Origin of the sequence: Agromyces cerinus (genome assembly GCF_016907835.1) — a bacterium.
In the GTDB taxonomy this organism is placed as follows: Bacteria; Actinomycetota; Actinomycetes; order Actinomycetales; family Microbacteriaceae; genus Agromyces; species Agromyces nitratus.
The window spans coordinates 1,448,542-1,474,525 of the sequence record NZ_JAFBCT010000001.1 but is presented as its reverse complement, the minus strand read 5'-3'; the positions used below and the strand labels follow the sequence as shown (position 1 = coordinate 1,474,525).

The 25,984-nt window shown below is 68.6% G+C and carries 21 protein-coding genes; 12 read left to right on the top strand and 9 right to left on the bottom strand.

What is annotated here, in order from left to right; translation table 11 throughout:
• The first annotated feature begins 20 nt into the window (after positions 1 to 20).
• Positions 21 to 1,565 carry a serine/threonine-protein kinase gene (locus JOE59_RS06795; RefSeq protein WP_204459492.1) on the top strand — a complete coding sequence of 515 codons (1,545 nt, stop codon included), beginning with the start codon at positions 21 to 23 and terminating at the stop codon, positions 1,563 to 1,565.
• On the opposite strand, the gene sucB is transcribed toward JOE59_RS06795, so the two are convergent.
• From sucB to JOE59_RS06780, 3 genes are all read right to left on the bottom strand, one after another.
• Positions 1,562 to 3,109, bottom strand: a complete 1,548-nt coding sequence (sucB, locus tag JOE59_RS06790; protein WP_204459491.1) for a 2-oxoglutarate dehydrogenase, E2 component, dihydrolipoamide succinyltransferase — start codon at positions 3,107 to 3,109, stop codon at positions 1,562 to 1,564. The two genes, JOE59_RS06795 and sucB, sit on opposite strands and share 4 nt — an antisense overlap.
• A 68-nt stretch (positions 3,110 to 3,177) precedes the next feature.
• Positions 3,178 to 4,551, bottom strand: coding sequence for a dihydrolipoyl dehydrogenase (gene lpdA, locus JOE59_RS06785; RefSeq protein WP_204459490.1), 1,374 nt, complete (start codon positions 4,549 to 4,551; stop codon positions 3,178 to 3,180).
• Between the two features lie 99 nt (positions 4,552 to 4,650).
• A complete protein-coding gene (locus JOE59_RS06780; RefSeq protein ID WP_204459489.1) occupies positions 4,651 to 6,123 on the bottom strand; it encodes a leucyl aminopeptidase in 1,473 nt (490 codons plus the stop codon).
• Between the two features lie 88 nt (positions 6,124 to 6,211).
• On the opposite strand from JOE59_RS06780, the gene JOE59_RS06775 reads away from it, so the two are divergent.
• The 4 genes from JOE59_RS06775 (at position 6,212) to JOE59_RS06760 (ending at position 10,683) form a co-directional block, all read left to right on the top strand.
• Positions 6,212 to 7,138: a proteasome assembly chaperone family protein gene (locus JOE59_RS06775; protein WP_204459488.1), complete on the top strand. Its 927-nt coding sequence runs from the start codon at positions 6,212 to 6,214 to the stop codon at positions 7,136 to 7,138.
• A gap of 254 nt (positions 7,139 to 7,392) precedes the next feature.
• Positions 7,393 to 8,685: an RNA polymerase sigma factor gene (locus tag JOE59_RS06770; RefSeq protein WP_204459487.1), complete on the top strand. Its 1,293-nt coding sequence runs from the start codon at positions 7,393 to 7,395 to the stop codon at positions 8,683 to 8,685.
• A 7-nt stretch (positions 8,686 to 8,692) separates the two neighbouring features.
• Positions 8,693 to 9,949, top strand: a complete 1,257-nt coding sequence (locus tag JOE59_RS06765) for a Mur ligase family protein (protein ID WP_204459486.1) — start codon at positions 8,693 to 8,695, stop codon at positions 9,947 to 9,949.
• Positions 9,946 to 10,683 (top strand): type 1 glutamine amidotransferase, encoded by a 738-nt coding sequence (locus JOE59_RS06760; RefSeq protein ID WP_204459485.1) that lies wholly within the window; start codon positions 9,946 to 9,948, stop codon positions 10,681 to 10,683. Before JOE59_RS06765 ends, JOE59_RS06760 begins: the two co-directional genes overlap by 4 nt.
• A 64-nt stretch (positions 10,684 to 10,747) precedes the next feature.
• Here the strand turns inward: JOE59_RS06760 and JOE59_RS06755 are convergent, their stop codons facing one another.
• A complete protein-coding gene (locus JOE59_RS06755; protein ID WP_204459484.1) occupies positions 10,748 to 10,981 on the bottom strand; it encodes a DUF7455 domain-containing protein in 234 nt (77 codons plus the stop codon).
• 146 nt (positions 10,982 to 11,127) lie between these two features.
• On the opposite strand from JOE59_RS06755, the gene JOE59_RS06750 reads away from it, so the two are divergent.
• Positions 11,128 to 13,206 carry a DNA gyrase/topoisomerase IV subunit B gene (locus JOE59_RS06750; protein ID WP_307836980.1) on the top strand — a complete coding sequence of 693 codons (2,079 nt, stop codon included), beginning with the start codon at positions 11,128 to 11,130 and terminating at the stop codon, positions 13,204 to 13,206.
• 116 nt (positions 13,207 to 13,322) lie between these two features.
• Here JOE59_RS06750 and JOE59_RS06745 read toward each other — a convergent pair whose 3' ends face one another.
• From JOE59_RS06745 to JOE59_RS06735, 3 genes are all read right to left on the bottom strand, one after another.
• Positions 13,323 to 14,138: a M57 family metalloprotease gene (locus tag JOE59_RS06745; RefSeq protein WP_204459482.1), complete on the bottom strand. Its 816-nt coding sequence runs from the start codon at positions 14,136 to 14,138 to the stop codon at positions 13,323 to 13,325.
• 222 nt (positions 14,139 to 14,360) lie between these two features.
• Positions 14,361 to 15,710: an FAD-binding oxidoreductase gene (locus JOE59_RS06740; protein ID WP_204459481.1), complete on the bottom strand. Its 1,350-nt coding sequence runs from the start codon at positions 15,708 to 15,710 to the stop codon at positions 14,361 to 14,363.
• A 112-nt stretch (positions 15,711 to 15,822) separates the two neighbouring features.
• Positions 15,823 to 18,297 (bottom strand): DNA gyrase/topoisomerase IV subunit A, encoded by a 2,475-nt coding sequence (locus JOE59_RS06735; RefSeq protein ID WP_204459480.1) that lies wholly within the window; start codon positions 18,295 to 18,297, stop codon positions 15,823 to 15,825.
• Between the two features lie 74 nt (positions 18,298 to 18,371).
• Here JOE59_RS06735 and JOE59_RS06730 point away from each other — a divergent pair, with 74 nt between their 5' ends.
• Positions 18,372 to 19,520: an alkaline phosphatase family protein gene (locus JOE59_RS06730; protein ID WP_204459479.1), complete on the top strand. Its 1,149-nt coding sequence runs from the start codon at positions 18,372 to 18,374 to the stop codon at positions 19,518 to 19,520.
• Positions 19,521 to 19,578: 58 nt separating this feature from the next.
• Here JOE59_RS06730 and JOE59_RS06725 read toward each other — a convergent pair whose 3' ends face one another.
• The gene (locus JOE59_RS06725; protein ID WP_307836979.1) at positions 19,579 to 20,163 is read right to left on the bottom strand and encodes a DUF3043 domain-containing protein; all 585 of its coding nucleotides are present in this window, start codon (positions 20,161 to 20,163) and stop codon (positions 19,579 to 19,581) included.
• A gap of 37 nt (positions 20,164 to 20,200) precedes the next feature.
• Here JOE59_RS06725 and JOE59_RS06720 point away from each other — a divergent pair, with 37 nt between their 5' ends.
• From JOE59_RS06720 to JOE59_RS06700, 5 genes are all read left to right on the top strand, one after another.
• Positions 20,201 to 21,643: a dipeptidase gene (locus JOE59_RS06720; protein WP_204459477.1), complete on the top strand. Its 1,443-nt coding sequence runs from the start codon at positions 20,201 to 20,203 to the stop codon at positions 21,641 to 21,643.
• Between the two features lie 79 nt (positions 21,644 to 21,722).
• Positions 21,723 to 22,073, top strand: coding sequence for an iron-sulfur cluster insertion protein ErpA (gene erpA, locus JOE59_RS06715; RefSeq protein ID WP_074259126.1), 351 nt, complete (start codon positions 21,723 to 21,725; stop codon positions 22,071 to 22,073).
• Between the two features lie 198 nt (positions 22,074 to 22,271).
• Positions 22,272 to 23,165, top strand: a complete 894-nt coding sequence (gene ctaC, locus JOE59_RS06710) for an aa3-type cytochrome oxidase subunit II (protein WP_204459476.1) — start codon at positions 22,272 to 22,274, stop codon at positions 23,163 to 23,165.
• 6 nt (positions 23,166 to 23,171) lie between these two features.
• Positions 23,172 to 24,908 carry an aa3-type cytochrome oxidase subunit I gene (gene ctaD, locus JOE59_RS06705; protein ID WP_204459475.1) on the top strand — a complete coding sequence of 579 codons (1,737 nt, stop codon included), beginning with the start codon at positions 23,172 to 23,174 and terminating at the stop codon, positions 24,906 to 24,908.
• Positions 24,908 to 25,339 carry a cytochrome c oxidase subunit 4 gene (locus tag JOE59_RS06700; protein ID WP_204459474.1) on the top strand — a complete coding sequence of 144 codons (432 nt, stop codon included), beginning with the start codon at positions 24,908 to 24,910 and terminating at the stop codon, positions 25,337 to 25,339. Before ctaD ends, JOE59_RS06700 begins: the two co-directional genes overlap by 1 nt.
• 69 nt (positions 25,340 to 25,408) lie before the next feature.
• On the opposite strand, the gene JOE59_RS06695 is transcribed toward JOE59_RS06700, so the two are convergent.
• Positions 25,409 to 25,978 carry a methyltransferase domain-containing protein gene (locus tag JOE59_RS06695; protein ID WP_204459473.1) on the bottom strand — a complete coding sequence of 190 codons (570 nt, stop codon included), beginning with the start codon at positions 25,976 to 25,978 and terminating at the stop codon, positions 25,409 to 25,411.
• Between the last annotated feature and the right edge of the window lie 6 nt (positions 25,979 to 25,984).

Below are 25,984 nucleotides of genomic sequence, written 5' to 3'. Positions count from 1 at the left end.
CTCGCAGGCATGCTGTCGGCATGGTTCGATCCAGCAGGCGACGCCCCGAACATCGCTCCGGCTCCGGCTCCGATGCCGAGGCGGTGACGCGCGACGCATCGCCTTCGGCCTCGTCGACGCTCGCCGGCTACCGTCTGCTCCGGCGCATCGCGTCGGGCGAGCGTGCCGACGTGTTCCTCGCCGCCGTCGACGGCCCGGCAGACGATCCGGGACCGCTCGCGGTCGTGCGGGTCTACGAGGCCACGGCGGACGGAGCGGCGATCGCCATCGAGATCGAGGCGATGTCGACGGATGCCTCGGGGTCGCTGCCTGCGATCTTCGACGTCGCGACCCTCGACGACGGGCGATGCGCACTCGCGGTCGAACGGCTGGCGGGCGCATCGGTCGCTCGCATCATCGCAGAGCGGCGGTTGACCCCCGGCGAAGCGGTCACGATCCTCGCTCCGATCGCGGTCGCAGTCGGCGAACTCGCGCGCAGAGGGTTCGTGCACATCCGGATGTCGCCAGGCGACGTGCTCCTCGACGGACACGGGCGTCCGCGGCTCATCGGCCTCGGCGGCCTCGAGCGACTTCCCTCGGCGCCGCACGAGCGCAATCAGTTCCTTCGAACGGGGCACCTCGCCCTCGCGGACCTGGTCGCCGAGGTGATCGCGGCGACGGAGCGACCGGGGGTGTTCGCTGCCGTCGATGAACTGATGCAGGCACGTCTCACGACACGGCCGTTCATGCCGTGCGACGCCGAGCTCGAACGAGCGCTCTTCGCTGCTGCAGAGCCCGCGGCCATCCGTGGCGTCGTCGCCGTCGCACCACGGCCGGGCCTGGGATCACGGGCGACCGCGCCGCTCGAGACCGGGACTTCGGACGCACACGGCGATGATGCCGGCGGCCTCGGTGCATCCGAGGCTCCGGCACGCGGTTCGTTCGCGACCCTGCTCGACCTCGCGCAGTGGCCAGCGTTCCTGGCGGACGGCCGTCGCGCAGTCGACGGTGCACCGACTTCCGGTTCACCCGACGCCTCCCTCGGCGTCCGGAGCCGAGCGCGAGCGATGCTGCGCCGCCGCCGACCAGCTCTCGTCGTCGGGTCCCTCGTCGGCGGGGGAGCACTCGTGCTGCTCCTGACGCTGGTGCCGCCGGAGACGAACGACGCCGTGTCCGCGGGCACCGGTCACGACGCTGCTGCGCAGGCGGCCGAGGTGCCGGCGGTCGATCCGTCAGCGCCGGCGGCCGCGCCCGAGGATGCCACCGCCGGCGATGACGTCGTGGCAGCCGTGCAGGCCATGCTCGAGCGCCGTGCCGAGTGCTTCGATCAGCTCGACCTGGCCTGCCTGCAGACGATCGTGCAACCCGGTTCCGCCGCCGAAGCCGACGAGGTCGCGGCCATGGGCGTCGCGCGCGATGGCGGTGACGCGCCGGCCGCGTTCGATCCGGCCGGCATCGCAGTGACGGCCGAGATGGGTTCGGCGGTGCTCGTCGCGGTTCCCTACGCAACGGGTGAACGAGAACCGGCCTCGCTCCTCGTGATGAGGGGCGAGGCCGGTTGGCGACTTCGAGAGATCTTCGGCTAGATGCCGAGGTCCGCCTCGAATGCGCCCTCTTCGAGCCGCTGCTTGACGGCGGTGAGGAAGCGGGCGGCGTCTGCGCCGTCGATGATGCGGTGGTCGTACGAGAGCGCCAGGTAGACCATCGAGCGCACGGCGATCGCGTCCGCGCCGTCGGTCGAGACGACCACGGGGCGCTTCACGACGGTGCCGGTGCCGAGGATCGCCGACTGGGGCAGGAACACGACCGGGGTGTCGAAGAGTGCACCGCGCGAGCCGGTGTTCGTCAGGGTGAAGGTGCCCCCCGACAGCTCGTCGGGCTTCAGCTGGTTGTTGCGCGTGCGCTCGGCGAGGTCGGCGATCTGCGCGGCGAGGCCGGCGATGTCGAGCTCGGCCGAGTCACGGATCACCGGGGTGAGGAGGCCGCGCTCGGTGTCGACCGCGATGCTCATGTTCTCTTGCGCCGGGTAGACGATGCTGTCGCCGTCGACGGTGGAGTTGATGATCGGGTAGGCCCGGAGCGCTTCGGCCGCTGCCATCGCGAAGAACGGCAGGAACGAGAGCTTGTTGCCGGTCTTGGCGAGGAAGTCGCCCTTGACCTTGTCGCGCAGGCGGGCAACCCGGGTCACGTCGACCTCGACGACGGTCGTGAGCTGTGCGGTCGACGTCATCGAGACGACGGCGCGCTCGGCGACGACCTTGCGCAGGCGCGTCATCGGCACGGTGGTGCCGCGCAGCGGCGAGACCTCGAGCTCCTGACGCGCCGGGGCGGCTTCAGCGGATGCCGCGGGCGCAGCATTCGCCGAGATGACGTCCTGCTTGCGGATACGACCGCCGACACCGGTGCCGGTGACGCTCGCGAGGTCGACACCCTGCTCGTTCGCGAGCTTGCGGACGATCGGCGTGACATAGCCTGCAGGGCCGGCGTGCGAGCCACCGGCGGGTGCCGAGGGAGCTGCCGGCGCTGCGGGAGCAGCGGGCTCGGCGACCGGGGCTGCCGGAGCTGCGGGGGCTGCCGGTGCGACGGGCTCGGCGACCGGGGCTGCCGGAGCTGCGGGGGCTGCCGGCGCGACGGGCTCGGCGACCGGGGCTGCCGGAGCAACCGGAGCCGCGGGGGCAGCCGGTGCGACGGGCTCGGCTGCCGGAGCTGCGGGCTCGGCTGCCGGAGCTGCGGGCTCGGCGACCGGGGCTGCCGGAGCTGCGGGGGCAGCCGGTGCGACGGGCTCGGCGACCGGAGCAGCGGGTGCGACGGGCTCGGCAGGAGCAGCCGGAGCCGCCTCCGCCACGGGCGCTGCGGCCTCGGGAGCGGCCGGGGCAGCAGCAGCTGCACCCGAACCATCGCCGATCGTCACGAGCGCGGTGCCGACCTCGACGGTTTCGTCCTCTTGGACGAGGATCGCCTCGATGACACCCGCCACGGGTGACGGGATCTCGGTGTCGACCTTGTCGGTCGAGACCTCGAGCAGCGGCTCGTCGACCTCGACACGGTCGCCGACATTCTTCAGCCAGCGGGTGACCGTGCCCTCAGTGACACTCTCTCCGAGTGCCGGGAGGCTGACGGATTCGCTCATGCGCTTGTCTCCTTCACAGCGTGGGAACGCTTTCTAGCTTATTGCAGTCGTGGATGGGAACGACGGGTTCAGATGGCGTGGAGCGGCTTGCCGGCCAGCTTCAGCACTGCCTCGCCGAATGCCTCGCCCTGGGTCGGGTGGGCGTGGATGAACGGGGCGATGTCTTCGGGGTACGCCTCCCAGTTCACGGCGAGCTGCGCCTCGGCGATGAGCTCTCCGACACGGCCGCCGATCATGTGCACGCCGACGATCGGGCCATCGTTCACGCGGACGACCTTGATCGAGCCGGAGGTGCCGAGGATCGAGCTCTTGCCGTTGCCGGCGAGGTTGTACTCGAACGACGACACCTGGTCGGCGCCGAACTTCTCGGCGGCCTTCGCCTCGGTGTAGCCGACGGAGGCGACCTCGGGCTCGCAGTAGGTGATCTTCGGGATGTTCACGTCTTCGACGACGATCGGGGCGAGGCCCGCGATCTCCTCGGCGATGAAGATGCCCTGCTGGTAGCTGCGGTGCGCGAGCTGCAGGCCGGGGACGATGTCGCCGGCGGCGTAGACGCCGGGAACGCTCGTCTCGAGGCGGTCGTTCGTGATGACGAAGCCGCGGTCGATGGTGATGCCGGCCTCTTCGTAGCCGAGGTTCTGCGTGACCGGGCCACGGCCGACGGCGACGAGCAGCAGCTCCGCCTCGTAGGTGGTGCCGTTCTCGAGCGTCACGACGACGCCGTCGTCGTTCTGGGTCACGCTCTGGAAGCGCACGCCGAGCGAGTACTCGATGCCGCGCTTGCGGAAGGCGCGCTCGAGCTGCTTCGAGATCGTCTCCTCCTCGTTGGGCACGAGGTGGGGCAGGGCTTCGATGATCGTCACGTCGGCGCCGAAGGAGTTCCAGACGCTCGCGAACTCGACGCCGATGACGCCGCCGCCGAGCACGGCGACCTTCTTGGGGATGAAGTCGAGCTCGAGGGCCTGCTCGCTCGTGATGACGCGGCCGCCGATCTCGAGGCCGGGGAGCGAGCGCGAGTAGGAACCCGTGGCGAGCACGACGTTCTTGCCGACGTAGCGGTCGTCGCCGACGGCCACGGTGTTCGCGGCGACGAGACGGCCCTCACCGGCGATGACGGGGATGCCGCGAGCCTTCAGCAGACCCTGCAGGCCCTTCCACTTGCTCGCGACGATGCCCTCGCGGTAGGCGGAGACGCCGGCGATGTCGACGCCCTCGAAGGAGGTCTTGACGCCGTACTTCGCAGATTCGCGGGCCACCTCGGCGACCTCTGCCGAGTGCAGCAGGGCCTTCGTGGGGATGCAACCGCGGTGGAGACACGTGCCGCCGAGCTTGTCCTTCTCGATCACCACGGCGGTCATGCCGAGTTCGACGGCACGGATCGCAGCGGCGTAGCCGGCGCTGCCTCCGCCCAGGACGACAATGTCAAAGTTCTGCTCGGACAAACGCTCTCTCCCTTGCGCACCAGATCTGCGACACGGACTGCTCCCGGTTCGTTGCCGGGACAGGGTGTATGGGCGAGGATCTCGCCCCCAACGACCTTACTACTCTGCGGCGAGCTGCTCGCCCAGCCGGATGAGTGTGCGAACGGCGATGCCGGTGGCGCCCGATCCGGTGAAGCCGTAGCCGGCTGCGGTGTTGTGCGAGGGGCCCGCGATGTCGAGGTGGGCCCACGGGATGCGCGTGTCGGCGCCCTCTCGCAGCCCGACGAACTCCTGCAGGAAGACGCCCGCGAGCAGCATGCCGGGCACCGTCATGCCGAGCTTGGTGTTCGCGAGATCGGCGACATCCGACTTCAGGTACTGCATGAGGTCGCGGGGGAGCGGCATCGGCCAGGTCGACTCGTCGACCGAGTCCGCCGCCGCGCGCACCTGCCCGACGAGGTCCTCCTCGCCCATGAGGCCCGCGATCCGGTGGCCGAGAGCGACCATCTGCGCGCCGGTGAGGGTCGCGACGTCGACGATCGCGTCGGGCTGCTCCTCGCTCGCGGCGACCAGGCCGTCGGCGAGCACGAGCCGGCCCTCTGCGTCGGTGTTGATGACCTCGACGGTCTTGCCGCCGCGGATCCGCAGCACGTCGTTCGGGCGCGCCGCGGTCGAGGAGGGCAGGTTCTCGGCGATGCAGAGCCATCCCGTGACCCGGATCGGCACCTCGAGCTCGGCGAGGGCGACCATCGCGGAGAGCACGGTTGCCGCCCCCGCCATGTCGGTCTTCATGCCGACGAGCGCGGTCATGGGCTTCAGCGAGATGCCGCCCGAGTCGTACGTGATGCCCTTGCCGACGAGGGCGAGGTGAGCGGATGCCCCGGCCGGCGTGTAGTCGAGGCGCACGAGTCGCGGCCCGCGACTCGAGCCCTGACCGACGGCGAGGATGCCGCCGAACCCGTCGGCGGCGAGCGCCTGCTCGTCCCACACCTTCGAGCCGATGCCGACGGCCGCGGCCGCCTCGACGGCGATCTGCGCGAGTCGCTCGGGGAACAGGTCGGCGGGCGGCATGTTGACGAGGTCCTTCGTGGTCGCGACGGCGGCGACCACCGCGCGAACCCGGTCGACACCGATCGCGGACCCGTCGAACACGGAGTGCAGCACGATGCTCGTGGGCCGCGGCTTCGGCTCCGAACGGAATCCGTCGTAGCCGTAGGCGCCGAGACCTGCGCCCTCGAGGAGTGCAGCGGCAGCGTCGGCGTCATCGGTCGGAACGGCGATCGCCACCGCGAGCTCGCCCTTCAGCTGGCGGAGCGCGCTACCCGCGGCGAGGCGGAGGCTCGCGGCATCCGCTCGCTCCCCGATGCCGACCAGCGCGACCACACGCGGGCCGCCGGCAACGCCGGGGATGCGGATGAACTCTTCGGCCGCCCCGCTCAGGTCGAGCGCCTCGAGCACGGGCGCCACCCAGTCGAAGCCGGCTTCGGCCAGCAGTTCCGGGCCGTCGGCGCCCTTTCGGACGGCGAGCAGCACGACGTCGGCGTCGGAGGCGGAAGCGGGGGAGTCGGTCACTGAGAGGGTGGGAACAGCCATGCGGTCGATCGTACGTGTTCGCTCTCGGCATCATGTGGACGGGCGATGATCCGGAGGAGGGTGCAACGGGCCTCAGTAGGCTGGAAGCATGCGAGACCCCCGCTCCCTGTACGAGTTGAACCCCGACGTGATCGTTCCCGCCGGGCTTCCGCTGGTCGCGGGTCTCACCGGCTACGCCGATGCGGGCGGGGCCGTCGCGCAGACCACCGAGTACCTGCTCTCGACGCTCGACAGCACGGTCGTGGCATCCTTCGAGGCCGACGAACTGCTCGACTACCGGGCGCGCCGGCCGATCATCCTCTTCGAGGGCGACCACCTCACCGACTACACGCCGCCGCGGCTGAGCCTCGATCTCGCGGTCGACGAGCTGGGCCAGCAGTTCCTGCTGCTCACCGGATTCGAGCCCGACTATCAGTGGCAGCGGTTCAGCTCGGCCGTACTCGACCTGATCGAGCGATTCGAGGTGTCGTCGACCACCTGGATCAACTCGATCCCGATGCCCGTGCCGCACACGCGGCCCGTCGGCGTGACCGTGAGCGGCAATCGCTCCGAACTCATCGATGCGATGTCGATCTGGCGTCCGACGACGCAGGTGCCCGCCAACGCGCTGCACCTCGTCGAGTTTCGGCTCCAAGAGCTCGACCACCCCACGACGGGCTTCGTGCTGCTGATTCCGCACTACCTCTCCGACGCCGAGTACCCATCGGCCGCGATCACCGCGCTCGAGGCGATCAGCGCCGCGACCGGACGCATCTTCCCGACCGACGCGCTGCGCGAACAGGGACGGGACTTCATCGCCCGCATCGACGAGCAGGTGTCGGAGAACGCCGAGCTCGCGAAGCTCGTGGGCACGCTCGAGCAGCGGCACGACTCCTACATGGAGGGCACCACGCTCCGATCGCCGCTGACCGACGAAGACGGCGAGCTGCCGTCGGCCGATGAGATCGCCGCGGAGCTCGAGAAGTTCCTCGCGTTCCGCCGCGCGAACGACGACGACACGCCGCGCGGACTCTGAACGGGCGGGGAATGCCCCCGGCCGTCTCGACGTTGAAGCAACAAGAGAGCGAGTCCGGCCCCGATCAGGCGTGAAGCGGTGCGCACGTCTGTATAATGGAGGCAGGACCCGTTCTGGCCCGCTGGCGTGGTGAAAGACCATGCCGATGCAGCGGACTTGACATGGGTCCTCATAGTGTCCGAAAACGACCGGACCGAGTGCAAGAGCCGAGTCCGCGAGGACGCGCGGGCACAACGGTAGGAGAGGTTCAACGAATGGCAACGACGAAAGCCGCGACGACGGCTGCGAGCGAGGCGGAGAAGCCCGCTGCGAAGCGCGCGACCGCCGCGAAGTCGACCGCCGCGAAGACGCCGGCGAAGGCCGCGGCCACCCCCGCGACCAAGACGCCGCGCGCTACCACCGCGAAGACCGCGACCAAGCCCCGCGCCAAGGCGAAGGCCAAGAGCGACGACGATGAAGGTGAAGAGGTCGTCGACATCGAGGTCGTCGACGGCGCCGATGACTCGGCGGCCGACGGCGACGACGACGACACGAAGGCCGTCGCGGTAGAGCCGCACCCCACCGGTGCCCTCGTGCTGCGCGCGGTCGACGACGAAGACGAGGTTCCGGTCTACTCGAGCGCCATCACCGGCGCGACGGCCGACCCCGTCAAGGACTACCTGAAGCAGATCGGAAAGGTCGCGCTCCTGAACGCGGCCGAAGAGGTCGAGCTCGCGATGCGCATCGAGGCGGGCCTGTTCGCCGAAGAGAAGCTGTCGCACATGACCGATGCGGAGAAGCGCTCGCAGCTCGGTCGCGAACTGCAGTGGGTCGCCAAAGACGGTCAGCGCGCCAAGAGCCACCTGCTCGGCGCGAACCTGCGCCTCGTGGTCTCGCTCGCCAAGCGCTATACGGGTCGCGGCATGCAGTTCCTCGACCTCATCCAAGAGGGCAACCTCGGCCTCATCCGTGCGGTCGAGAAGTTCGACTACACCAAGGGCTTCAAGTTCTCGACGTACGCGACGTGGTGGATCCGCCAGGCGATCACCCGCGCCATGGCCGACCAGGCGCGCACCATCCGCATCCCGGTGCACATGGTCGAGGTCATCAACAAGCTCGCCCGCGTACAGCGTCAGATGCTGCAGGACCTCGGTCGCGAGCCCACGCCCGAAGAGCTCAGCCGCGAACTCGACATGACCCCCGAGAAGGTCATCGAGGTGCAGAAGTACGGCCGCGAGCCCATCTCGCTGCACACGCCCCTCGGTGAAGACGGCGACAGCGAGTTCGGCGACCTCATCGAGGACACCGAGGCGGTCGTCCCGGCCGACGCGGTCGGTTTCACGATGCTGCAGAAGCAGCTCGAGTCGCTCCTCGACTCGCTGAGCGAGCGCGAGGCGGGCGTCATCCGCATGCGATTCGGCCTCGGCGACGGAATGCCGAAGACCCTCGACCAGATCGGCGACACCTTCGGTGTCACGCGTGAGCGCATCCGCCAGATCGAGTCGAAGACGATGGCGAAGTTGCGTCACCCTTCGCGTTCGCAGTCGCTCCGCGACTACCTCGAGTAGGCCGCCAGTGCGCTACGCCCCGGCGATCCTCGTCGGCAGGCTCACCCGATTCGCCGCCCGGCTGCGCAAGCCCGGCGGCGGATCGGCTGTTCCCGGCCTGGTCGTCAACCGCATCGCCCCGAAGTACCTGAAGCGCACCCTCTCGGGCTTCCCGCAGGGTCTCGTCGTCGTCTCGGGTTCGAGCGGCAAGTCGACGACCACGAAGATGCTCGTCGCGATCCTCCGCGCCCACGGCGTCGACGTCTTCACCAATCCGTCGACGGCGAACATCAGCCAGGGCCTCACCTCGGCGTTGCTCGAGCAGGCCGACTGGCAGGGCCGCGTGCCCGGCGAGGTCGCGGTGCTCGAGATGGACGAGGGCCACGGCGCACTCGTCATGCAGGGCGTCGACGCGCGGGTCGTGTGCCTGACGAACGTCATGGTCGACCAGATCGACCGTTTCCACGACTCAGAGATGGTCGCCTCCATGCTCGCCCGCATCGCGGCGCGCGCCGGCGAGTCGATCATCGTGAACGCCGATGACGCCTACCTCGAGCGACTGGCCGCACGGGTTCGCCCCGAGGTCGCCGTGCACCGCTTCGGCGTCACCGAGACCGTGCTCGCGGCATCGCCGCGCGGCCTCGGCTACACCGAGACGAGCGGCACCCGACTGTCGAGCGGCACCGACGTGGTCGTCGAAACGGTCGACGGTGCGTCTGCAGTGCTCGATGACGCCGGGACATCCGTCTCGATCGGACTGCCGGCACGCGGCGTGCACTACGCCGTCGATGCGGCGGCCGCGTACGCGACGGCGAAGGCCGTGCTCGGCGAGCGCTTCGCGAGCTCGACGGCTGCCGATGCCCTGAGCGCGATCCCCGCCGTGTTCGGCCGTGGCGAGCGCACCACCGTTCGCGGTCAGGATGTCGAGTTCGTGCTCGTGCAGAATCCCGCCAGCTATCAGCTCAACGTCGACAGCATCGCGCCGGGCACCGAGCAGATCCTGTTCGCGATCGGTTCCGACGTGCGCGACCCTTCCTATTTCTGGCCGACGGATGCCGGTTCGCTCGGCCGGGTCTCGATCGTGACCGGTTCGAAGTCGGCCGAGGCGGCGCTCATGCTGGCCTACGACGGCGTCGAGATCGACCGCGTCGAGCCTGACCTCGGCACGGCCGTCGACGACTTCCTGGCGATGCCGGCGCCCTCGTCGGGCGTCAAGACGATCGTCTTCACCGCCGACGCCATGCGACGCACTCGCGCCCACCTCGGACTCGCTGGAGCAGAATGACCCTCACGATCGTCTCGTTGCTGCCCCGACTCCAGAACACGAACGGCGACGCCGAGAACGCCCGCGTGCTCGCGACGCGTGCACGGTGGGCGGGCCTCGACGCCGAGGTCGTCGAGGTCGAGTCGGCCGCGCAGCTGCCGCCCCGCGTCGACGCGATCGTGCTCGGTTCGGGCAGCGACTCGTCACTCGACGAGAGCCGCGAACTGCTGCTCACGATGCACGACGAGTTCCGCCGCTGGGGCACCGAGGGCGTGCCGATCCTCGCGATCGGCACCGGCTGGGAGCTGCTCAGCTGGGGCGTCGAGCTCGCGAGCGGGCGCAGCGTCGAGGGCCTCGGCATCCTGCCGGGCCGTTCAGTGCCGCGTGCGAACCGGGTGACCGGCGACGTCGTGGTGAAGAGCCCGCGCTTCGGCATGCTCGTCGGCTTCGAGAACCACGCGCGCGACTACGTCGGCGCAGAGGCATCCCCGCTCGGCCGTCTTCGCGCCGGACACGGCAACGGCCGCGACTCCGGTCAGGAGGGCGCGGTCATGGGCGATGTCTACGGCACCCACCTGCATGGCCCGGTGCTCGCCAAGAATCCCGTATTCGCCGATCGGATCCTCGACACCATGGCCTCGCGCGCCGGGCTCGAGTACGTCTCGGGCGAGCGGGCGCAGGCCGTCGACGCCTACGCGTCGGCCGCGCGTGCCGCGCAGCTGTCCGCCGCCGGCGTCTCGCTTCCCGAGTCCTGAAGCCTCCCGAGTCCTGAAACGACGAACGCCCCGGACGAGCCGGGGCGTTCGTGGAGTCGGTCGGTCAGCTGCGGTCGCCGAGCAGCTTGCTCGACTCGTCGTGCCAGCTGTGCGCGATCTGCGAGAGCTTCTCCTGGTGCTTGCGACCGTGGTGGGCGCAGAACAGCAGTTCGCCGCTCGCGACGACGACGCGGATGTACGCCTGCGCGCCGCAGGCATCGCATCGATCGAGCGCGGTGAGCTCGTAAGGGGTCTCGAGTTCATCGACCGCACCGGTGGTCTCGGTGTATTGGGTCATGGCTCCTCCTTCGTCGCTCATGCGTGGTGTTCCGTTCATCAATGAAAACACGAGTGGGGGCCGGTTCCTTCCGTTGGGCCGGGCATTTCGCTCAGCGCGTAGTGGCTGAACGGATGTGTCGGTGCAGCTCAGTAGGCTTGTTCGACGTGAGCTCCGACTATTCCGCCCGCCATCTCTCCGTGCTCGAGGGCCTCGAGGCCGTGCGCAAGCGACCCGGCATGTACATCGGCTCGACCGACTCCCGCGGCCTCATGCACTGCCTCTGGGAGATCATCGACAACTCGGTCGACGAGTCGCTCGCGGGCCATGGCAACGAGATCGGCGTGACGCTCCACCCCGACGGCAGCGTCGAAGTGCGCGACCGCGCGCGCGGCATCCCGGTCGACATCGAGCCGAAGACCGGTCTCTCGGGCGTCGAGGTCGTGTTCACGAAGCTGCACGCGGGCGGCAAGTTCGGTTCCGGTTCCTATGCGGCCTCCGGTGGCCTGCACGGTGTCGGAGCATCCGTCGTCAATGCGCTCTCCGAGCGACTCGACGTCGAGGTCGACCGCGACGGCAAGACGTGGGCCATGTCGTTCCACCGCGGTGAGCCCGGCAACTTCGCCGATTCGGGTGCGCCATCGCCCGATGCACCGTTCACCCCGTTCGAGCAGCGCAGCGAGCTCCGGGTCGTCGGCAAGGTGGCGAAGGGCGTCACCGGCACGCGCATCCGATACTGGGCCGACCGCCAGATCTTCACGAAGGGCGCCGAGTTCCAGACCGAAGAGCTGCTCGGTCGCGCGCGCCAGACCGCGTTCCTCGTTCCCGGCCTCGCCATCGACGTCACCGACGAGCGGGGTGAGGCCCCGCACACGACCTCGTTCCAGTTCGAGGGCGGCATCTCCGAGTTCGTCGAGCACCTCGCGACCGATGCCCCGCTCACCGACGTGTGGCGTCTGACCGGCACCGGCCACTTCACCGAGACGGTTCCCGTGCTCACCGAGGGCGGCGCGATGGTGCCGACCGAGCTGAAGCGCGAGTGCGTGGTCGACATCGCCCTGCGCTGGGGCACCGGTTACGACACGGTGATCCGCTCGTTCGTGAACATCATCGCGACGCCCAAGGGCGGCACGCATCAGGCCGGCTTCGACCAGGGCCTCCTGAAGTTCCTGCGCCAGCAGGTCGAGCTGAACGCTCGACGCCTGAAGGCCGGCAACGACAAGCTCGAGAAGGACGACGTGCTCGCGGGCCTCACGGCGGTGGTCACGGTGCGCCTGCCCGAGCCGCAGTTCGAGGGTCAGACGAAAGAGGTGCTCGGCACGCCCGCTGCCCGCGCCATCGTCTCGAGCGTGCTGACGAAGGAGCTCGGAGCACGCTTCTCCTCCACGAAGCGCGACGACAAGAACCAGGCTGCCCTGCTGCTCGACAAGGTCGTCGCCGAGATGAAGTCGCGCATCTCCGCACGGGCGCACAAAGAGACGCAGCGCCGCAAGAACGCGCTCGAGAGCTCGTCGCTGCCGGCGAAGCTCGTCGACTGCCGGTCGAACGACGTCGCACACAGCGAGCTGTTCATCGTCGAGGGCGACTCCGCACTCGGCACCGCCAAGCTCGCCCGCGACAGCGAGCACCAGGCGTTGCTGCCGATCCGCGGCAAGATCCTGAACGTGCAGAAGGCGAGCGTGGCCGACATGCTCGCGAACGCCGAGTGCGCGTCGATCATCCAGGTGATCGGTGCCGGCTCCGGCCGCAGCTTCGATCTCGAGGCCGCCCGCTACGGCAAGGTCATCCTCATGGCCGACGCCGACGTCGACGGCGCGCACATCCGCACGCTGCTGCTCACGCTCTTCTTCCGCTACATGCGGCCGATGATCGAGCATGGCAGGGTGTTCGCCGCGGTGCCGCCGCTGCACCGGGTCGTCGTGATGAACCCCGGGTCGAAGCCGAACGAGACCATCTACACCTATTCAGAGGCCGAGCTCAAGGGCGTGCTCGCGACGCTCGATCGTCAGAAGAAGCGCTATCAAGACCCGATCCAGCGGTACAAGGGCCTCGGCGAGATGGACGCCGACCAACTCGCGACCACGACGATGGATCGCCGCCACCGCACTCTGCGTCGCGTGGGCATCGGCGATGCCGAGAACGCCGGGCGGGTGTTCGAACTGCTCATGGGCAGCGACGTCGCGCCTCGCAAGGAATTCATCATCGAGAGCTCCGACGCGCTCGAGCGCGATCGCATCGACGCGTGACGCTGAGCCGGCGGCGGCCGGATGCTCTCGCCCCGCGTGACGACGCACCGCTGGGCCCGGTCGAATACGACCGAGCCCAGCGGACACTCTGACAGCGTTCTGACGAGAGCGGTGACTCAGTTGCCGTAGAGCGCGACGGCCCCCGTGCGGTCGGAGCTCGTCATCGACAGATCGTCGGACGAACCGTTGCACTGCGGGTAGTGCATGATCGAGGAAGAGTCGTACGGCGTCAGCGGACGCCAGTTGTTGTCTTCGAAGCACGTGCCCGATTCGGGACGCGTGTGCTCGTGCCGGAACCCGAGGGTGTGGCCGAGTTCGTGACCGAGGATGTTGGTCGGCGTCCAGGAGCCCGAGCTCCAGATCGAGTCGTCGATGAGCACGTTCTGCTGACGGTCGGGCGTGCTCGGGAAGAACGCACGGGCGATGTACTGCGAGGTCTGCACCGGCTCGACCGAGAACAGTACCGACTTGTTGCGCGTCGTGCACTGGCCGTCGGCGCTGCTCACGTACACGAAGTTGATCTTCGATGACGCGGACTCCCAGAGAGCCGCGCCGCTCGCCATCGCGTTGACGACATCGGCGTGACGCGTGCCGAACTTCGTGCTGACGCAATAGGTGAGGTTGCCGACCTGCGAGGCCGACCACTTGTCGTCGGCGCCGTTGACCGTGTTGACGATGAGACCATCGGTCGGCGTCTCGGGACCGACGAGCAGGTCGTAGAAGTTCCGCAGGTCGCCCTTGTCCGAGATCACCTCGTCACCATTGACGATGTAGCCGCCATCGACGTCTCGGTAGGTCGATGCCGCGAACTCCTGGTAGGAGGGAACGTCGGAGTCATCGAGCGGGGTTGCGCCGGCGGCCGGGATTACCGTGCCGACAGCGAGCGCGGCGGCCGCGGTGGCGGCGAGCGCGAGTGTTCTCGTGATTCTCATGCAGTGTGCTCCTTCTGAAATGAGCGAATCTCCGTTCGCCTGGTCGGCGAGCGGCTTCGGTTCCATGGGTCGGGCGTCGTTGCCAGTCCATAGGTCAGGCGTCGTTGTCTGTCCCCCGAAGTAGGCACAACGTAGCCTGCGAGATTCGGGCGTGTCAAGGATTTCAGCGCGTGCCGCGAGAGCTCCGACTCGCTCGAGCACGACCGCATCGAAGTGTGACGTTCACCCCGACGTCGGTCGGATGTTCTGATTCAGATGGAAGACGTTGCCGGGATCGTACGCGTCCTTGACGGCGGTCAGTCGTGTCAGTTGATCGGTCGAGTACGCCCGACGGAGCCCCGCCTCTCCATCGTCGCCGAGCACGTTGACGTACGCGCCGCTCGAGTACTCGTCCATCGTGCTCGCGTAGCGCCGGGCGGCCGCAATCCGCGGCGCATCCTCGTGGGGCGAGCGCCAGCGGGAGGCCGCCACGAACTCGAACGCCGTGTCGCGCCTCGAGAAGGCTGTGGCGTCGCCGGGAACGTCCGCGATGGCCCCGCCGTATGCCTGCAGACTCACGTCGGGCGAGAGTTCGTCATCGCGATCGAGCAGCGCTTCGATCAGGTCATCGCCGAGCTCGCGGAAGTAGTGTCCCTTCCAGTACCGACGCCATGCGTGGCCTTCGACGTCGTCTTCGCGCGTCTGCAACTGCAGGTAGCTGAGCGGATCGACTGATCTCGCAGCGGGAGGGGCGGCGTGGTCGAGGCGCTGCTCGAGCGCGACGATGCGTGCACGAGCGTCGAGTGGATCACCGACCCACACGAACCCGAGCGCCACCGTCCCGCCGGAGATCGTCGCGGTGAAGGTCGACTCGCGCGGCGCGTCGATGCTGAGGTCGCGCCATGCGCGCATCGCAGCTGCGGCGGCCTCAGCGTCCGCGACATCCTCGATCGGATAGTGGAACTCGACGGCGATCGCGTCGCCGGGTTCGGGGTGCAGTGCGAACTCGAACGCGGTGACGACACCGAAGTTGCCGCCGCCGCCGCGAAGCGCCCAATCGAGTTCGCGATTGGAATCGCGGTCGACCCGCAGCAGCTCACCATCGGCCGTGACGAGCTCGAACGCGAGCACGTTGTCGCAGGCGAGCCCGAGCCGCCTCGCGAGCCAGCCCATGCCGCCACCGAGGGTGAGCCCGCCGACGCCGGTGTGCGAGACGTTCCCCGCCGTCGTTGCGAGGCCGTGCTGCTGTGCGGCTCGGTCGAGGGCGCCGAGGAGGGCGCCGCCCTGCACCCGCGCGCGCCGCCCGAGCGCATCGACCTGCACATCGCCCATGGGCCGGAGATCGATCATGAGACCGTCATCGGCGACCGCGTGTCCGACGATGCCGTGCCCGCCGCAGCGCACGCCGATCTCGAGGTCGTTCTGCGTGCCGAACCGGATCGCCGTGGCGACGTCGGTCGCGTCGGCGCACCGCACGATGTAGCGCGGATGCCGGTCGACCATGCCGTTCCAGACAGTGCGGGCCTCGTCGTAGCCGTCGTCTCCCGGTTCCAGCACCGTGCCGGAGATGTCGTGCAGCGTCGTGCGCCCCATGAGCGCCCCTCCCGTTCGCCAGAGAGCCGGCGCACAACGAGTACGGCGTTCAGCGGCCGGCACGGCCGAATATGCCCCTCGACCGTGCCCGCGTCAAGCCCGACGTACGACGTCAGCCGATGCGCGTGCCGATCGCGCCGACGACGGCCTCGAGCGGCTGGCCCGACCCGTCGCGCTTCGCCCCGCCGTCGGGCAGCGTACGGGCCGTGCCATCGGGTCCGACGGCCAGCGCAGGGGAGCGGCCGACCCAGGCGAGGTGCAACGCGTCTTCGCCCTTCAGGAAGCGCTGCGCGCGCACTCCGCCGGTCGCGCGGCCCTTCGCCGGGAACTCGGCGAAGTCGCTGACCTTGGCGCTGCCGGGGTCGGTACCGAGCAGGGTGTCCGTCGTCGCCGCGATCGTGACGACGACCGCCTCGGGCACGTCGTCTGCGGCGATGCTCGTGAAGTGCACGATGTGGGCACCGGCCCCGAGGTTGATGCCGGCCATGCCGCCCGCGGGGCAGCCCTGCGGGCGCACGGTGGCAGCGGGGAACCGCAGCAACTGCGCGTCGGTGGCGACGAACACGAGTTCGTCGGTCTCGTCGCCCTGCACGGCTCCGACGACCTCATCGCCCGCCTTCAGACCGATCACTTCGAACTCGGGCTTGTTCGGGTACGCGCCGGTGGCGACGCGTTTGACGACGCCCTGCTTCGTGCCGAGCGCGATCGACCGATCGGAATCGAGCGAGACGATCGCGAGTACCTTCTCGTCGCGGTTCGGCAGCGTGAGATAGTCGCCGATCTTGACGCCGGCGCCCAGCTGCACCGAGGTGGGCGGCAGCATCGGCAGGTCGACCGGAGTGAAGCGGATGAGTCGGCCGAGGCTCGTGACGGCGCCGATCTCGGCCCGGCTCGTCGTGTCGAGCGTCGAGCGGATCGCGTCGTGCTTGCTGCGACGGGCGGGAACGGAGATGACGGGTGCGCCCTCGTCGCCCACGGGCAGGTCGACGCGTGCGATGCGACCGGTGGCCGAGAGGAAGACCCGGCAGGGCACGTCGGCGACTTCGAGGATCGCGGCGGCCCGCTTGGCGGCGGCGCCGGCGATGCTCGGCCGGGCGTCGGTGAGCAGGGTGCGGCGCGGAGTGCCGAAGCGCTCGGCGATCTCGGCGAGCTCGTCGGAGACGAGGGCCTCGATGCGGTGCCGGCTCGAGAGCAGTGCCTCGAGCTCGGCGATCTCGGCGCGCAGCTTGTCGCGCTCGGCCTCGAGCTCGATGCGCGAGAACTTCGTGAGTCGGCGCAGCTGCAGTTCGAGGATGTAGTCGGCTTGCACCTGGCTGAGGTCGAAGACCTCGATCAGGCGAGCGCGTGCGGCGGCGGTGTCGTCGCTGCCGCGGATGAGCTGGATGACCTCGTCGATGTCGAGGATCGCGATGAGGAGGCCGTCGACGAGGTGCAGGCGTTCGCGCCGTCGGGCGAGCCGGTACTCGGAGCGGCGGGTGACGACCGAGATGCGGTGCGCCACGTAGACCTGGAGCAGCTCCCGCAGGCCCAGGGTCTGGGGTCCGCCGTCGACGAGTGCGACGTTGTTGATGTTGAACGAGTCCTCGAGCGGCGTGAGCCGGTAGAGCTGCTCGAGCACGGCCTCGGGGCTGAAGCCCGTCTTGATGCCGATGACGAGCCGCAGCCCGTTCGTGCGGTCGGTGAGGTCGGTGACGTCGGAGATGCCGTTGATCTTCTTGGCGTTGACGCCGTCTTTGATCTTCTCGATGACCTTCTCGGGGCCGACGAGGTAGGGCAGCTCGGTGACGACGAGTCCGGTCTTACGGGCGGTGATCGACTCGACGCTGACCTTGGCGCGCGTCTTGAAGCTGCCGCGACCGGTGGCGTAGGCGTCTTTGATGCCCGAGAGCCCCACGATGGTGCCGCCCGTGGGCAGGTCGGGGCCGGGCACGTACTCCATGAGCTCGTCGAGAGTGGCGTTCGGGTGCGCGATGAGGTGCCGCGCGGCGCCGACGACCTCGATGAGGTTGTGCGGCGCCATGTTGGTCGCCATGCCGACCGCGATGCCGCTCGCACCGTTGACGAGCAGGTTCGGGTAGGCGGCGGGGAGCACTTCGGGCTGGGTCAGCTGGTTGTCGTAGTTCGGCACGAAGTCGACGACGTTCTCGTCGAGTCCGTCGGTCATCGCGAGCGCGGGGGAGGCGAGACGGGCTTCGGTGTATCGCGACGCTGCAGGGCCGTCGTCGAGCGAGCCGAAGTTGCCGTGACCGTCGATGAGCGGCACGCGCAAGGTGAACGCCTGCGCCATGCGCACGAGGGTGTCGTAGATGGCCGTGTCGCCGTGCGGGTGGAGCTTGCCCATGACCTCGCCGACGACGCGCGCCGACTTCACGTGGCCGCGATCGGGCCGCAGGCCCATCTCGGTCATCTGGTAGAGGATGCGCCGCTGCACGGGCTTCAGACCGTCGCGGGCGTCGGGAAGCGCCCGCGAGTAGATGACGGAATACGCGTACTCGAGGAACGAGCCCTGCATCTCTGCGGCGACGTCGACGTCTTCGATGCGCTCGACGATCGGTTCTTCAGCGGGCTGATTCTTTGCTCGGGTCATCCGTCGTATCTGGGCCGGGCGTGGCGTGCACGCGGGAAACAGGGGCGCGCCCGGCCTGTGCCAGACTGGGCGCGATGTCTGCCATGCTACCGGTGCCCGCCGACACCGCCCCACGCCTTGCCGGGGTGCTCGGCAGTTCGATGTCGGCCGTTCAGGGCCTTCCGAACGATCTCGGCCTTCCCCGGGCGACTGCCGTCGTCGTCGTGCTCGTCGACGGACTCGGCGCATCGAACATCCAGTCGCGTGCCGGGCACGCCAGGTTCCTCGCCTCCCGCATGGCGAAGCGCGACGTGCTCCGCACCGTGTTCCCGTCGACGACGGCGGCCGCGATCGCGACGTTCGCGACGGGCCGCCCTCCCGGCGATCACGGTCTCGTCGGCTACCGCGTGCTGGACGCAGCGCACGATCGCCTCGTCAACCAGCTGAGCGGATGGGACGCGGGCATGCCGCCCGAGACCTGGCAACGCCTGCCCACGCTCTTCGAGACGATGCGCGAGGCCGGCATCCCGAGCTACGCGATCGGAGCCGCCAGATACTCCGACTCGGGCTTCACTCGCGCGGTGCTCCGCGGAGCCGAGTACCGGCCCGGGGCATCCGTCGCCGACCGCTTCGCCGAAGCCGATCGCATCCTCGCGACCGGTGAGCGCGCGGTCGTCTACCTCTACGTTCCCGAACTCGACCAGGCCGCGCATGCCCACGGCTGGGAGTCGGACAAGTGGCTCGGCCAGCTCGAGACGCTCGACGCCGAACTGGCCGCATTCGAACGACGGATGCCACGTGGCGCCGGTCTCCTCGTCACCGCCGACCACGGCGTGGTCGACGTGCCCGCGCACCGACACGTCTTCATCGACGACCGGCCCGAACTGCTCGTCGGGGTGCGTCACGTCGGGGGAGAGCCGCGCTGCGTGGCGCTGTACTTCGAACCCGGGCTCGAGGCATCCGCTCGCACCGCCCTCGTCGAGGGATGGCGCGCCGCCGAGGGGCACCGTTCGTGGGTCGTGAGCCGCGACGAGGCGATCGAGGCCGGGCTCTACGGCGAGGTCGCGGGCGACGTGCGCGATCGCATCGGCGACGTCATCATCGCGGCGCGGGCCGGCATCGCCTACTACGACCGCAGGGAGCCGAACCGTCAGGCCGAGGCCATGATCGGCCAGCACGGGTCGCTCAGTGACGAGGAGACCCGGGTTCCGCTCATCCGCGGGGGAGTGTTCGGCCGCAACTGATGCGGTCGAGACGTGCGACTGCCCCGGGCGGCGAAGCCGCCGCCGCGAGGCAGTCGGATCACTCGGGGTAGTTCCAGCGCTTGACCTGCGGCTTCGGCAGGCGCAGCGGGCGCAGCTGCAGTGCACGCATCGCGGCGTACCAGCGCACGCGCTCGACCTTGTCGGCGCCGAACTTCGCAGCGAGCTTCTTCGTGAGGATGAAGCCCAGCACGATGACGTCGATGACCGCGACGAGGAAGAACGACCAGAGCGCGAGGATGCCGATGGACTGCACCTGGGCGCTGGGCACGAACGTCAGCAGGATGACGGCGAACATCACGGGGATGAGCACCTCGCCGATGCTGAACCGTGCGTCGACGTAGTCGCGCACGTACTTCTTCTGGGGGCCGCGGTCGCGGGCGGGCAGGTAGCGCTCGTCGCCGACCGCCATGCCGATGCGGGCCCGCTCGCGCGATTCCGCCGCCTTGGCACGGGCCTGCTTCGCCGCCTCCTTGCGGTCGTTCGGCACGAGCGGGCGCTTCCGCGCAGCCTCCTGCTGCGCTCGGCTCGGCGTGGGCGCACCCTTGCCGGCCTTCAGGCGAGCCTGGGTCTCTTCGAGCGTCTCGGCGCTCGGTTCTTCGGTGTTGTTCGGGTTCTTGGCCACGGGATTCCTCGAATCGGTTCCCCTTAAGATTACCGGCATGACCGAGTCTCATCCCGCCGTCGGCGGAACTTCCGACCCCACCACCACGAGCGACGCGCTGCGCAGCGCCGTCGAAGCCGCTTTTCCCTCCACCATCGCCGATCTCACGCGCCTTGTGAAGATCCCGTCGGTGTCCTGGGCGGCCTTCGACGACGCCCACGTGGAGGCGAGCGCCGAGGCCGTCGCCGAGCTCGTACGCGGGCTCGGCGTCTTCGACCTCGTCGAGATCCGCCGCGCCGCGATCGGCGAGGGCGAGGGCGCGGATGCCCCGCTCGGCAAGCCGGCGGTCGTGGCGCGCCGTGCTGCGCGCAACGGGCGGCCGACGGTCCTCCTCTACGCGCACCACGACGTGCAGCCGCCCGGCGAGGACGCCGACTGGGAGTCGTCCCCGTTCGAGCCGACGCTCCGCGGAGACCGCCTGTACGGCCGCGGCGCCGCCGACGACAAGGCCGGCGTGATGGCGCACATCGGTGCCATCCGCGCACTCACCGAGGTGCTCGGCACCGACTTCGACCTCGGCATCGCGCTCTTCATCGAGGGCGAGGAGGAGTCGGGCTCGCTCTCGTTCGCCAACTTCCTGCACGAGAACCGCGAGCTGCTCGAGGCGGACGCGATCGTCGTCGCCGACTCCGGCAACTGGGACCTCGAGACGCCGGCGCTGACCGTCGCGCTCCGCGGCGCGGTGGCATTCCGCATGCGGGTGGCGACGCTCGGCCACGCATCGCACTCGGGCATGTTCGGGGGAGCGGTGCCCGACGCCATGCTCGCCGCGATCCAGCTGCTCGCGACCCTCCACGACGCTGACGGCTCCGTCGCGGTCGACGGGCTGACCTCGGCCGACCTCGAGACGCCGGCCTACGATGAGGCGCAGCTCCGCGCTGAGACCGGCCTCCTCGATGGCGTCACCCCGATCGGGCGCGGCGAGATCCTCTCGCGCATCTGGGCGCAGCCGGCGATCACGGTCACGGGCATCGACGCGCCCTCGGTTGCCAACGCCTCGAACACGCTCGTGCCGAGCGTCGCAGTGCGCGTGAGCGCCCGCGTCGCGCCAGGCCAGCGCGACGTCGACGCCCTCGACGCGATCCGCTCCCACCTCGAATCCCACGCACCGTTCGGCGCGAAGCTCGAGTTCGACGCGATCGAACTCGGCAATCCCTTCCTCGTCGACACCTCGGGCTGGGCGGTCGCCGAATCGAATGCGGCGATGGCCGAGGCCTGGGGCAAGGAGCCCGTCGAGATCGGTGTCGGCGGGTCGATCCCGTTCATCGCCGAGCTCGTCGCCGAGTTCCCCGCCGCACAGATCCTCGTGACCGGTGTCGAGGACCCCGACTCGCGTGCGCACAGCCCCAACGAGTCGCTGCACCTCGGCGTCTTCCAGCGTGCGCTGCTGAGCGAGGCGCTCTTCCTCGCCCGTCTCGACGCACGGAGCGAGGATTCCTGAGAGCCGGTCGGCCCCGGTCGCCGTTCCTGCGGTTACCATGGAAGAAGGTTCCGCGTTCCCTGACGCACCGAGGAGAGACATGAGCGACACGATCACCGAGACCGCGCACGGCGTGAAGCTGAGCGACCCCGCCGCCGACAAGGTGCGCAGCCTCCTCGAGCAGGAGGGTCGCGACGACCTTCGCCTGCGCGTCGCGGTGCAGCCCGGCGGCTGCTCCGGCCTCATCTACCAGCTCTACTTCGACGAGCGCCTGCTCGACGGCGACGCCGTCGTCGACTACGAGGGCGTCGAGGTCGTCGTCGACAAGATGAGCGTGCCGTACCTCGATGGCGCATCGATCGACTTCGAGGACACGATCCAGAAGCAGGGCTTCACGATCGACAATCCGAACGCAGAAGGCAGCTGCGCGTGCGGTGACTCGTTCCACTGAGGCATCCTGATCAGCTCCGAAGGGAGGTCGCGAAAGCGGCCTCCCTTCTGTGTTTTCGCCGATCGTGCAGGAAATCACCGCTCCGACGCGCCCGACACCGCGCCTGAGTGCACACCCCGGGGGTCGAGTCGGAGTAGGCTAGACAACGATCACCGCGCTTCACTGTGAAGCGCCTTCGAGTCTCCCGAAAGGTCACCGGTGCGCAACAACCGCCGTCTCCGATGGGCTGCAATCCCGATCGCAGCGTCGCTCAGTCTCGTCCTCGCAGGGTGCACGCAGGCCCAGTTGAACGGATTCCTCCCCGGATTCGTCGAGGGTGAGGCGCCGGTAACGAACCACACCGAGCGTGTCTCAGGCCTCTGGGTCACCTCGTGGATCGTGCTGCTGATCGTGGGTGTCATCACCTGGGGTCTCACGATCTGGGCCGTCATCGCCTACCGCCGCCGCAAGGGCCAGACCGGCCTCCCGGTGCAGCTGCGATACAACATGCCGATCGAGGTCTTCTACACGATCATCCCGCTGATCCTGGTGCTGGGCTTCTTCGCCTTCACCGCACGCGATCAGGCGGCCATCGAGGAGCGCTTCGCCGAGCAGGACATCGACGTCAAGGTCGAGGTCATCGCCAAGCAGTGGGCGTGGGACTTCAACTACGTCAAGGAAGACGTCTACTCGCCCGGCATCCAGGGCCAGCTCTCCGAGGAGGGCCCCAAGGGCTCGCTCGTGCAGGAAGAGCTGCCGACCCTCTACCTGCCCGTCGGTGCCAACGTCGAGATCGAACTCGAATCGCGCGACGTCATCCACTCGTTCTGGGTCGTGGACTTCCTCTACAAGAAGGACATGTACCCCGGCAAGACCAACTACATGTCGTTCGTGCCCGAGCGCGAAGGCACGTACGCGGGCAAGTGCGCCGAGCTCTGCGGTGAGTACCACTCGCTCATGCTCTTCAACGTCGAGGTCGTCTCGCAGGCCGAGTACGACGACTACATCGAGTCGCTTCGCGACGCCGGCCAGGAAGGCCAGCTGTCGAACGAGTACGACCGCAACCAGAACCTGCCCGGTACGGGCGCGCCCGAATTGAAAGAGGAGCACTAAGCCGCGATGAGCACCACGACCGCACCGGCTCGCCCCTCTGCGAGCACGCTTCCGTTCGGCGCTTCCAAGGTCGAACGCAAGGGCAACATCCTCGTCAAGTGGATCACGTCCACCGACCACAAGGTCATCGGGTACATGTACCTGATCACCGCGTTCATCTACTTCTGCATCGGCGGCGTCATGGCGCTGATCATCCGGGCGCAGCTCTTCGAGCCGGGCCTCGAGATCATCCAGACGCGTGAGCAGTACAACCAGCTCTTCACGATGCACGGCACGATCATGCTGCTCATGTTCGCGACCCCGCTGTTCGCGGGCTTCGCCAACGTGCTCATGCCGCTGCAGATCGGCGCCCCCGACGTGGCGTTCCCGCGTCTGAACGCGTTCGCGTACTGGCTCTTCAACTTCGGTTCGCTGATCGCGGTCGCGGGCTTCTTCACCCCCCAGGGTGCCGCGTCGTTCGGATGGTTCGCATATCAGCCACTCGCATCGACGACGTTCTCACCAGGTGTCGGTGGAAACCTCTGGATGCTCGGCCTCGGCCTCTCCGGTTTCGGCACGATCCTCGGTGCGGTGAACTTCATCACCACGATCATCACGATGCGCGCGCCCGGCATGACCATGTTCCGCATGCCGATCTTCACGTGGAACACCCTCGTGACCTCGATCCTCGTGCTCATGGCCTTCCCCGTGCTCGCCGCGGCGATCCTGGCCGCCGGCGCCGACCGCATCTTCGGCGCCCATGTGTTCGACCCCGCCAACGGCGGCGTCATTCTGTGGCAGCACCTGTTCTGGTTCTTCGGCCACCCCGAGGTGTACATCATCGCGCTGCCGTTCTTCGGCATCGTCTCCGAGATCTTCCCGGTGTTCAGCCGAAAGCCGATCTTCGGGTACAAGACCCTGATCTACGCGACGATCGCGATCGCGGCCCTCTCGGTCACCGTGTGGGCACACCACATGTACGTCACCGGCTCCGTGCTGCTGCCGTTCTTCGCACTCATGACGATGCTCATCGCAGTGCCGACGGGTGTGAAGATCTTCAACTGGATCGGCACGATGTGGCGCGGCTCGATCACCTTCGAGACCCCCCTCATCTGGTCGCTCGGCTTCCTCATCACCTTCGTGTTCGGCGGCCTCACCGGCGTCATCCTCGCGTCGCCGCCGCTCGACTTCCACGTGTCCGACACGTACTTCGTCGTCGCCCACTTCCACTACGTGGTGTTCGGCACCGTCGTCTTCGCGATGTTCGCCGGCTTCTACTTCTGGTGGCCGAAGTGGACCGGCAAGATGCTGAACGAGACGCTCGGCAAGTGGCACTTCTGGCTGCTCTTCATCGGCTTCCACACGACGTTCCTGATCCAGCACTGGCTCGGCGTCGTGGCGATGCCCCGCCGGTACTACTCGTACCTGCCCGAAGACAACATCACCTGGATGAACCAGCTGTCGACGATCGGCGCCGGCATCCTGGCGGTCTCGATGATCCCGTTCTTCCTGAACGTGTACATCACGGCCCGTCGGGCACCCAAGGTCACGGTCAACGACCCGTGGGGCTACGGCGGATCGCTCGAGTGGGCGACCAGCTGCCCGCCGCCGCGCCACAACTTCACGTCGATTCCTCGTATCCGTTCGGAGCGCCCTGCGTTCGACCTCAACCACCCCGAGGCAGGCATCCCGGTCGGCATCGGTCCGGCGAAGGACGCACCGCAGTCGCCCACGTATGACGCTGCTTCGGAGGAGATCAAGTAATGCGCGCCAACGTCAACCTCTTCTGGATCCTGACGGTATTCCTCGCGATCGTCGCGGGCGTTTACATCGGCTGGAGCTGGGCCGACAACGTCGCGAACGGGCTCAACCACCCCGAGTGGGCAGGCACGGTCGCCATCTCGCTGACCGCAGTCCTGAGCGCGTTCATCGCGTTCTACCTCGGACGCGTGCACAAGGCCCAGGGCGCTGAACTGCCCGAGGACCGCCTCGACGCGAACATCGACGACGGCGACGCCGAGCTCGGGTTCTTCAGCCCGTGGAGCTGGTGGCCGATCGTGCTCGCCGGCGCCGCTGCGCTGATGTTCCTGGGCCTCGCGGTCGGGTTCTGGATCTCCTACATCGCGGTCGGCCTCGGCGTGATCGCCCTCGTCGGCTGGGTCTACGAGTACTACCGCGGAAACTTCGCCCGCTGAGTTTCAACGCGAAGAGCCCCGAGACGGTTTCCGTCTCGGGGCTCTTCGCGTAGCTGTGTCATCGATTCGTCAGGCGGTCGACGTCGTCGCCGCGCTGCCGATCGGTGCCCTGACGGCCACGGCGACGTTCCAGTTGCCGACACGATCGTCGTCGCTGACGACCATGCCCGAGCGTCGCAGCACGTCGATCATCGCCTCGGGGGAGTGGATGAAGCCGCGGTATCGACTCCCACGCATCGCCATCCACGCGTTCTCCAGTCGAACCAGTGCGCGGGTCACCCACGACGGCGATGGGTAGGTGAAGACGATCGCGCGCCGCGCATGGGCGGCCGCGGCGCCGAGGAGATGCGTGAAGTCGGGATAGCAGCACACGACTCGGTGGAGAATCACGAAATCGGCCGGCTCGATGTCATGGCCTGGCACGGCGAGATCGATTCCGACGATCCGGGTCGCCGCGGATTCGACTCCAGCCTGGCGAATCAGCTCCGCAGCCTCCCCTTCGTAGGCGTCCGAGAGCTCCAGGTTCACGGCCGACGCCGCACCTCGCGCCAGCAGTTCGAGCTGCATCGCGCCGATGCCGCCGCCGATCTCCAAGACCGATCTGCCCTCGACGCCGAGAGCTGAGATGAGGTCTGTCACGCGGCG